Source organism: Streptomyces sp. NPDC088812, from assembly GCF_044750285.1.
In the GTDB taxonomy this organism is placed as follows: domain Bacteria; phylum Actinomycetota; class Actinomycetes; order Streptomycetales; family Streptomycetaceae; genus Streptomyces.
On sequence record NZ_JBIVJP010000001.1, the window covers coordinates 453256 to 459735 of the forward strand.

General features: G+C 74.3%; 6 protein-coding genes. 3 read left to right on the top strand and 3 right to left on the bottom strand.

Translation table 11 applies throughout. The features are described 5' to 3' along the window. Positions 1-81: 81 nt before the first annotated feature. On the top strand, positions 82-963 hold the full coding sequence (locus ACIP67_RS01955) for a diacylglycerol kinase family protein (protein ID WP_401685888.1): 882 nt from the start codon (positions 82-84) through the stop codon (positions 961-963). Positions 964-1009: 46 nt separating this feature from the next. On the opposite strand, the gene ACIP67_RS01960 is transcribed toward ACIP67_RS01955, so the two are convergent. Together ACIP67_RS01960 and ACIP67_RS01965 are read right to left on the bottom strand one after the other, a co-directional pair. Next, the gene (locus ACIP67_RS01960; RefSeq protein ID WP_401685891.1) at positions 1010-2218 is read right to left on the bottom strand and encodes a PP2C family protein-serine/threonine phosphatase; all 1209 of its coding nucleotides are present in this window, start codon (positions 2216-2218) and stop codon (positions 1010-1012) included. Between the two features lie 244 nt (positions 2219-2462). Next, positions 2463-3788, bottom strand: coding sequence for an MFS transporter (locus tag ACIP67_RS01965; RefSeq protein WP_401685894.1), 1326 nt, complete (start codon positions 3786-3788; stop codon positions 2463-2465). 266 nt (positions 3789-4054) lie between these two features. On the opposite strand from ACIP67_RS01965, the gene ACIP67_RS01970 reads away from it, so the two are divergent. Both ACIP67_RS01970 and ACIP67_RS01975 read left to right on the top strand, forming a co-directional pair. Continuing rightward, positions 4055-4708 carry a TetR family transcriptional regulator gene (locus tag ACIP67_RS01970; RefSeq protein WP_401685897.1) on the top strand — a complete coding sequence of 218 codons (654 nt, stop codon included), beginning with the start codon at positions 4055-4057 and terminating at the stop codon, positions 4706-4708. Between the two features lie 94 nt (positions 4709-4802). Then, on the top strand, positions 4803-5585 hold the full coding sequence (locus ACIP67_RS01975; protein WP_401685900.1) for a DUF4097 family beta strand repeat-containing protein: 783 nt from the start codon (positions 4803-4805) through the stop codon (positions 5583-5585). A gap of 225 nt (positions 5586-5810) precedes the next feature. Here the strand turns inward: ACIP67_RS01975 and ACIP67_RS01980 are convergent, their stop codons facing one another. Then, positions 5811-6179 (bottom strand): transglycosylase family protein, encoded by a 369-nt coding sequence (locus ACIP67_RS01980; RefSeq protein WP_401685903.1) that lies wholly within the window; start codon positions 6177-6179, stop codon positions 5811-5813. Between the last annotated feature and the right edge of the window lie 301 nt (positions 6180-6480).

Consider the following 6480-nt stretch of genomic DNA (forward strand, 5'->3'; position numbering starts at 1 on the left):
CCGCCATCCCGCCATCCCGCCCGCCATCCCGCCCGTCCAGCCCGTCCAGCCGCCCGTCCGCCGACAGCCCGGAGGCCCCCGATGCGACAGTTCACCGCCGTCGTCAACCCCACCGCAGGCGGAGCCACGGGCGCGGCGGCGCTCCTCGCCGTGGCCCGGCTGCTGCGCGGGGCGGGCGCCGAACTCGACACCGTCTACAGCCACAGCCTCGCGCACGCCCGGGACCTCGCGCGGGAGGCCGGTGACCGTGGCCGGGTGGTGCTGGCGGTCGGCGGGGACGGTATCGCGGGCGCGATCGGCGGTGCCCTCAGCGGGACCGGCGCGGTCCTCGGACTCGTACCGGCAGGGCGCGGTAACGACTTCGCCCGGGCCCTGCGCCTGCCCACCGGGGCGGACGCCCTGGCCCGCGTGCTGCTCGACGCCGAGCCGCGGCCCGTCGACACCATCGAGGTGCGCTCCGCGGCGCACGACCGCACCGTCGTCCTCGGCAGCGTCTACGCGGGCGTCGACGCGCTCGCCAACCGCCACGCCAACCACGCCCGACTCCTGCGGGGCGCCGCCGCCTACTACGCCGGCGGGCTCCGCGCGGTCGGCACCTGGCGCCCGGCCCGGTACCGGGTGACGGTCGACGGCGTGGAGCACGCGCACCGCGGATACACGGTCGTGGCCGCCAATTCCGGCTTCTACGGCTCGGGCCGCGTCATCGCCCCCGACGCCAGGATCGACGACGGCCTGCTGGAGGTCGTCATGATCCGGCACGCCCCGCGGCGCCTGTTCTTCGCCCTGATGAACGAACTCAAGTCGGGCGCCCACGTCCGCCGCCCCGAGGTGAGCGTCCTGCGCGGGGCGCAGGTCCGCATCGAGGCCGACCGGCGCGTGCCCTACGGCGCCGACGGCGAGGTCGAGGCCGACCTGCCCGTCACCGCCACCGTGCTGCCCGGCGCCCTGCGCACGCTGTGCTGAGCGCACCGCCGGGCCCCGACGCCCCGGACGCGGCCCGGCGGTGCGCTCAGCGGCGCGACGGGGGCTGCCACTCCAGCAGCAGGATCGTGGCGTCGTCGCGGAGATCGCTGCCCTGGGAGTCGAGGATGGAGTGGATGAGCCGGCGCAGGGTCTCCGGGCCCGGCTCGCCGGTGGCCGCGGCGCGGATGACGTAGTCGGCGAAGCGCTCCAGGCCCATCAGGGAGCCGTCGTGCATCCGGGCCTCCGTCACCCCGTCCGTGTACAGCAGCACCCGGTCGCCGGGGTCGAGCTGGATGTCCTGGGTGAGGCGGGGCCGCGTCAGCAGGTTCACCAGCCCCATCGGCGGGTCCGCCTCGCCCGTCATGGCGTCGGCGAGGAGCTGCTGGTCGCGGATCAACAGAGGTGGGGGATGACCGCAGTTGGCCCACCGCAGCACGCCGGTGCGCAGGTCGAGCTGGGTGAGGACGGCCGTGCAGAACTGGTCCGGCAGCCACTGCGCCAGCGCGTCGTCCACGTTCTCCACCAGCCCCGGCAGGTCCACCCCGGTACGGCGGGCGTTGCGGCAGGCGGCCAGTGCCACCGCGGTGGTCAGCCCCGACGCCAGGTTGTGGCCCATCGAGTCGAAGACGGAGGCGTGCAGCGTGGTGTCGGTGAGCGAGTGGTCGAAGGCGTCGCCGCCCAGCGCGTAGGCGGGTTCCAGGACTGCCGTCGACACGGCGCCGGCGTTGCCGATGGTGCGCGGCGGGAGGAAGGCCCGCAGCATCTCCGACGGCAGTTCCATGCGCTCGGTGCGGGTCCGCCGGACGAAGGTGTCCTTGTACGTCCGCCGCGAGGTGATCATCATGGCGAGGAGCCCGGCCAGCGCCTTGCCGCGGACCAGCGTTGCGGCGGTGAGCGCCGGGGTGTGGACGGCCAGTACGCCCAGCCGCTCCGCCCCGTCCAGCAGGGGGATCCAGGCGGTGACGGAGTCCTCGTCCTCGGACTCCTGCACGCGCAGGGACTCGGTGCGGTAGGCCCACCCGGCCAGTGAGCCGTCGACGGGCAGCGTGGACGCCACGTCGGTGAGCGGCACGAGGTGACGCTGCTGGAGATCGGTGAGGTAGACCACGCAGTGGTGCAGTCCCAGCGCCTTGGAGCACCGTGCGACCGCCGTGGACAGGTCGACGGTCAGATTCCGCCGGTCGGCGAGGAAGTCCTCCAGTGGTTCCTCCCGGGGCTGAGCCGACACGCCGTCACCACCTCGCCTCCGGGTCATCCCGACAGCAGTCTCACACCGCTCCCGTCCGCGCGCACGCTCGGCGGGACGTCCGGGGCGCCGCCGCGGGGCGGCGCCCGCCGCCGGCGCGGACCTGGGGGAACACCACGTCGTCGGGGACGCGCGCGCTGTCGCGACGGGGCCCGCCCGCGCGATCGGCGCGGGCGGGCCCCGTCGGGGTGAGGGCGCTACTTCATGGGCGCTACTTCATGGGTGGTATTTCACGGGTGCTGTTCCATGGGCGCTACTTCACGGAGCGGACGAGCTGGACGGCGCCCGCGCCCAGTGCGGCGGCGATCCCGCCGAAGAGGAACAGCGCGCCGTAGTTGCCGCCTCCGCCGATCGCCAGGAAGGCGGGAGCGACGATCGGGACGAGGGACTGGGGGAGCGCGTTGCCGATGTTGAGCACGCCCATGTCCTTCGCGGACTCCTCGGGGTTGGGCAGCACCGCGGCGGCGAGTGCCATGTCGACGGCGAGGTAGAGCCCCTGGCCGAACCCGAAGACGGCCAGGGAGACGGCGTACAGGGTGAAGGACTGCGCGGTGGCGAGCAGGGCCAGGCTGATGCCCATGACGAGGGACGAGCCCAGCACGTAGGGCTTGCGCCGGCCGGAGCGGTCGGAGAGCTGGCCGCCGAGGAGGGAGCCCACGATGGTGGCGGCGACCATGACGACGGTGCCGACGAGCACCTTGTCGGTGACGGCGTCCGCGTCGTAGCCGAGGCGGTCCATCAGGAAGTACACCTGGTAGCTGGTGACGCAGGAGGCGCCGGTGAAGACCAGGAAGCGGCCGGCGAAGTTCCAGGCGAAGTCGGGGTGCCGGCGCGGGTTGACCCAGAAGCTGCGCAGGAAGGTCCGGACCGTGTACGGCGCGAAGGCGCCGGGGCGGGCGGGCCGGTCCTTGATCGTCACGGCGAGCAGGACGACGGTGACGAGGCCGATGGCGCCGGGGACCAGGAAGGCCAGGGCGAGCGAGTCGCTGAAGACCTGCGCGAGGACCGTGCCCGCCACCATGGCCAGGGAGATGGTGAGGCCGATGACGCCCGAGACGCGGGCCTGCTGCCGGGGCGGGATCAGGTCCGGGACGCAGGACGTCAGCGCGGCCAGGCAGGCGTTGATGCCGAGCTGGGCGACCGCCCAGCCGAGCATCAGCAGGGGGACGCTGCTGCCGGCGGCGACTATCGTGAGACCCACCAGGCCGGCGGCCATGCCGCCCACCAGCCAGGGGCGCCGACGCCCGAAGCGGCTGGTGGTGCGGTCGGACAGGGCGCCGAAGACCGGGTTGCCGAGCATCGCCAGCAGCGCGCCCAGGGAGAGGACCTGGCCGAGGGCGGTACCGCGGTCGGCCTCGGGGACGATCTGGCTGACCCGGAGGGCGAGGGTCACCATGACCGGGGTGAGGACGGCGACGTAGGCGCCGAACTGGGCCAGTGCCAGGGCGAGCACCAGCCGTGCGGGCGCTGGGGTCTCGTCGTCGCCCGGCCGAGCCGCGGAGGGATCGGCGGGGGAGACGGAGGGGCCGTCGGCCGGGGCCGGTGTGGCGCCGAGCGGGGCGTCATGGCTCATGGTCATGGCGGTTCTCCATGGGGACGGGGCGGCGCCGTCGCCGCTCCGCCATAGGGAAACAGGAAAACCGAGTAGGTAGTAGGTTTCTCGGGCGTGGCTTGAATCACTCTGCACGGGGCTTGAAACATGCGGTCCGATGACTCGTGTGACCGACGGTCACCCCATGGGAGCCGGAACGGGGACTGCCCGCCGTGGAGGCCGGGTCCGACCTGCTGAGACGCTGCTGTGGGCGGACTGTGGGCACCTGAACGTGAGGGCCTAGGGTGACGGGCATGCACACAGAGAGCAGGAGGGGCGCCGACCGGGCGGCTCGCGGGTCGTACGCCGTGGGGGACGAGCGGCGACTGCGCATCCTGGACACCGCCGTCGAGCACTTCGCCCAGCGCGGGTTCCACGCCTCCTCCCTCGCCAGGATCGCCAAGGACGCCGGCCTCACCCAGGGCGGGCTGCTGCACCACTTCCGCAGCAAGGAGGACCTTCTGGTGCAGGTCCTGGAGCGCGCCGAGCAGCACGACAGGGAGCGGTTCTTCGCCCGGCCGTCCGAGTCGGCCGCCGCCCATTACCGGACCCTGCTCCACCTGGTCGCCCACAACGCCGCCCGCCCCGGCCGCACCCGTATGTTCAACCTCCTCGCCGCGGAGGCGGGCGACCCCGGACATCCGGCCCACGCGTACTTCGGCCGCCGCTACGCCGAGCTCGTCTCGATGGCGTCGGACACGCTCCGGCGGGCCGTCGCGCAGGGCGAGCTGAAGCCCGACGTCGACATCCCCGCCGTGATCGACGAGACCGTCGCGGTGATGGACGGGCTCCAGACCCGCTGGGCGCTCGCACCCCGGGACTTCGACATGGCGGACCGGTTCCGTGCCTACGCCGACCGTCTGCTCCGCGCGATCACCCGTACGGGGACCGGGCTGCCGGCCACGTAGGGAAGGGCCTGCCGCGGGACCCGGAAGGAGACGTGGCGGTGCGGTCCGCCGTTGCGCAGGCACGCTTCGCGGCGGACGGGGAAGCCGGTCCGTCATGGAGGCAAAGACACGCACCCGGCTGCGCGGCCTCGTCCTGCTCCCGTCGGCCCTGGCCCTGATGGCGGCGTGCGGAGGCGGCGACCCGGACCGAACCGTCCCGGACGGAACCGTCCCGCTCGCCGTGGCGGAAGGCACCGACGGATCGCCGCCGGCCTTCCTCGTCACGACGGAGAACGGACTGCGCCTGCGGCCGGCGGAGGGCGAACGGCTCGCCGTGGACCGGCGCGTCGACCGCCGCGTCACCCACCGGGACGAAACCTGGGTCGTGGACCTGCCCTGTGCGCGCGAGGACCGGAAGGGACAGGCCGACGGGGAGGCCTGCCCCCGGATGCCGGAGGTCGACGTCCCGTCCGGCGCGGTGGTCACCGTCCTCGCCCGCAACGCCGGTGTCGAGGCGGTGGGCGTCGACGCCGAGCTGGATCTGAGCACGGTCAACGGCGACGTCACCGTGGCCGGTTCAGGACGCGACGACGCCCGACTGCGGCTGGCCACGCGCAACGGTTCGGTCGCCGCCACGGCCGTCCGGGGCGTCGAGGTGCACGCCCACACCGTCAACGGCGACGTGACCCTCGGGTGCGCCTACGCGCCGGACACCGTCGGCGCGTCCACCACCAACGGCTCGGTCGGCGTCTCGGTGCCCGCCGACGCCCCCGCCTACCGGGTCACCGCCAGGACCGCCAACGGCCGTCCGTCCGTGACCGTCCCGACCGGCGGCGCCCAGGGGCGCAGCATGACGCTCACCACCGTCAACGGCGACGTGACCGCCGCCCGCGAGTGAATCCCGCCGCGGCGGTCGCCCGGACGCGACCGCTGCCGGTGACGCCCGGCACGCCCGGTCCCGTTCCGGCCCCGCTCGCCCGCCCGGCGTGCGGGGACGAGCGACGGGCCGGCCCGGGCCCGCCGCCCGACGGTCGGCCCGTGCGGGGCGGTGGCGGGGGCGTGCCCCGGAGCGGGGGCAGGGCGTCTCCCGGCGGGACGTCCGGGCCGGGAGACGCCCTACGGCTCAGGCGCAGGACCAGGCGTTCATGCCTTGCAGGGCCGCGAGGCGCCGGGCCACGGCGATCTGTTCCCGCTTCGTCGCCAGGTCCGCGCGGGGTGCGTACTTGAGCCCACCGGCCGCGACCCAGCTGGACTGCGTGAACTGGAGGCCACCGTAGTGGCCGTTGCCCGTGTTCGCGTGCCAGTCGCCGCCCGACTCGCAGCGCGCGATGGCGTTCCAGTCGGCGTCCGCGGGCGCGGCCACGGCCGCTCGGGCGCAGGGCGCCGAGAGGACCAGCAGGGTGGCGAGCGGCAGCGTCATTCCCAGTGCCGAGCGGGCTGCCTTCAGCGGTCCGCGGTCGTGACGCCGCCCGCGTGCGTTGAGTGAAGTCATATCGACCGACAGTAAGCATGGAGTCATGGCGGGGCGCTCCGACACCCTCCCGCGGCCGGACGGTCCCCCCGTCGGCGGTGTCACGGACGGCCGGGCGGGTGACGGTGATCGCTGTCCGAGGGCGAGGAGGGCGGTGATCCCCGACCGGGAGCCGAGACGCTCCCCTTCGGCCACTCCAGTCCGGGAGCCGAGGCGGTCCGTCGGTCACTCCAGTCCGGGAGCCGAGGCGGTCCGTCGGTCACTCCAGTCCGGGAGCCGAGGCGGTCCGTCGGTCACTCCAGTCCGGGAGCCGAGGCGGTCC

Excerpts from the sequence above, each read along its gene's own strand:
- ACIP67_RS01955 (WP_401685888.1), top strand. The coding sequence starts at position 82 with ATGCGACAGTTCACCGCCGTCGTCAACCCCACCGCAGGCGGAGCCACG.
- ACIP67_RS01960 (WP_401685891.1), bottom strand. The coding sequence starts at position 2,218 with ATGACCCGGAGGCGAGGTGGTGACGGCGTGTCGGCTCAGCCCCGGGAG.
- ACIP67_RS01965 (WP_401685894.1), bottom strand. The coding sequence starts at position 3,788 with ATGACCATGAGCCATGACGCCCCGCTCGGCGCCACACCGGCCCCGGCC.
- ACIP67_RS01970 (WP_401685897.1), top strand. The coding sequence starts at position 4,055 with ATGCACACAGAGAGCAGGAGGGGCGCCGACCGGGCGGCTCGCGGGTCG.
- ACIP67_RS01975 (WP_401685900.1), top strand. The coding sequence starts at position 4,803 with ATGGAGGCAAAGACACGCACCCGGCTGCGCGGCCTCGTCCTGCTCCCG.
- ACIP67_RS01980 (WP_401685903.1), bottom strand. The coding sequence starts at position 6,179 with ATGACTTCACTCAACGCACGCGGGCGGCGTCACGACCGCGGACCGCTG.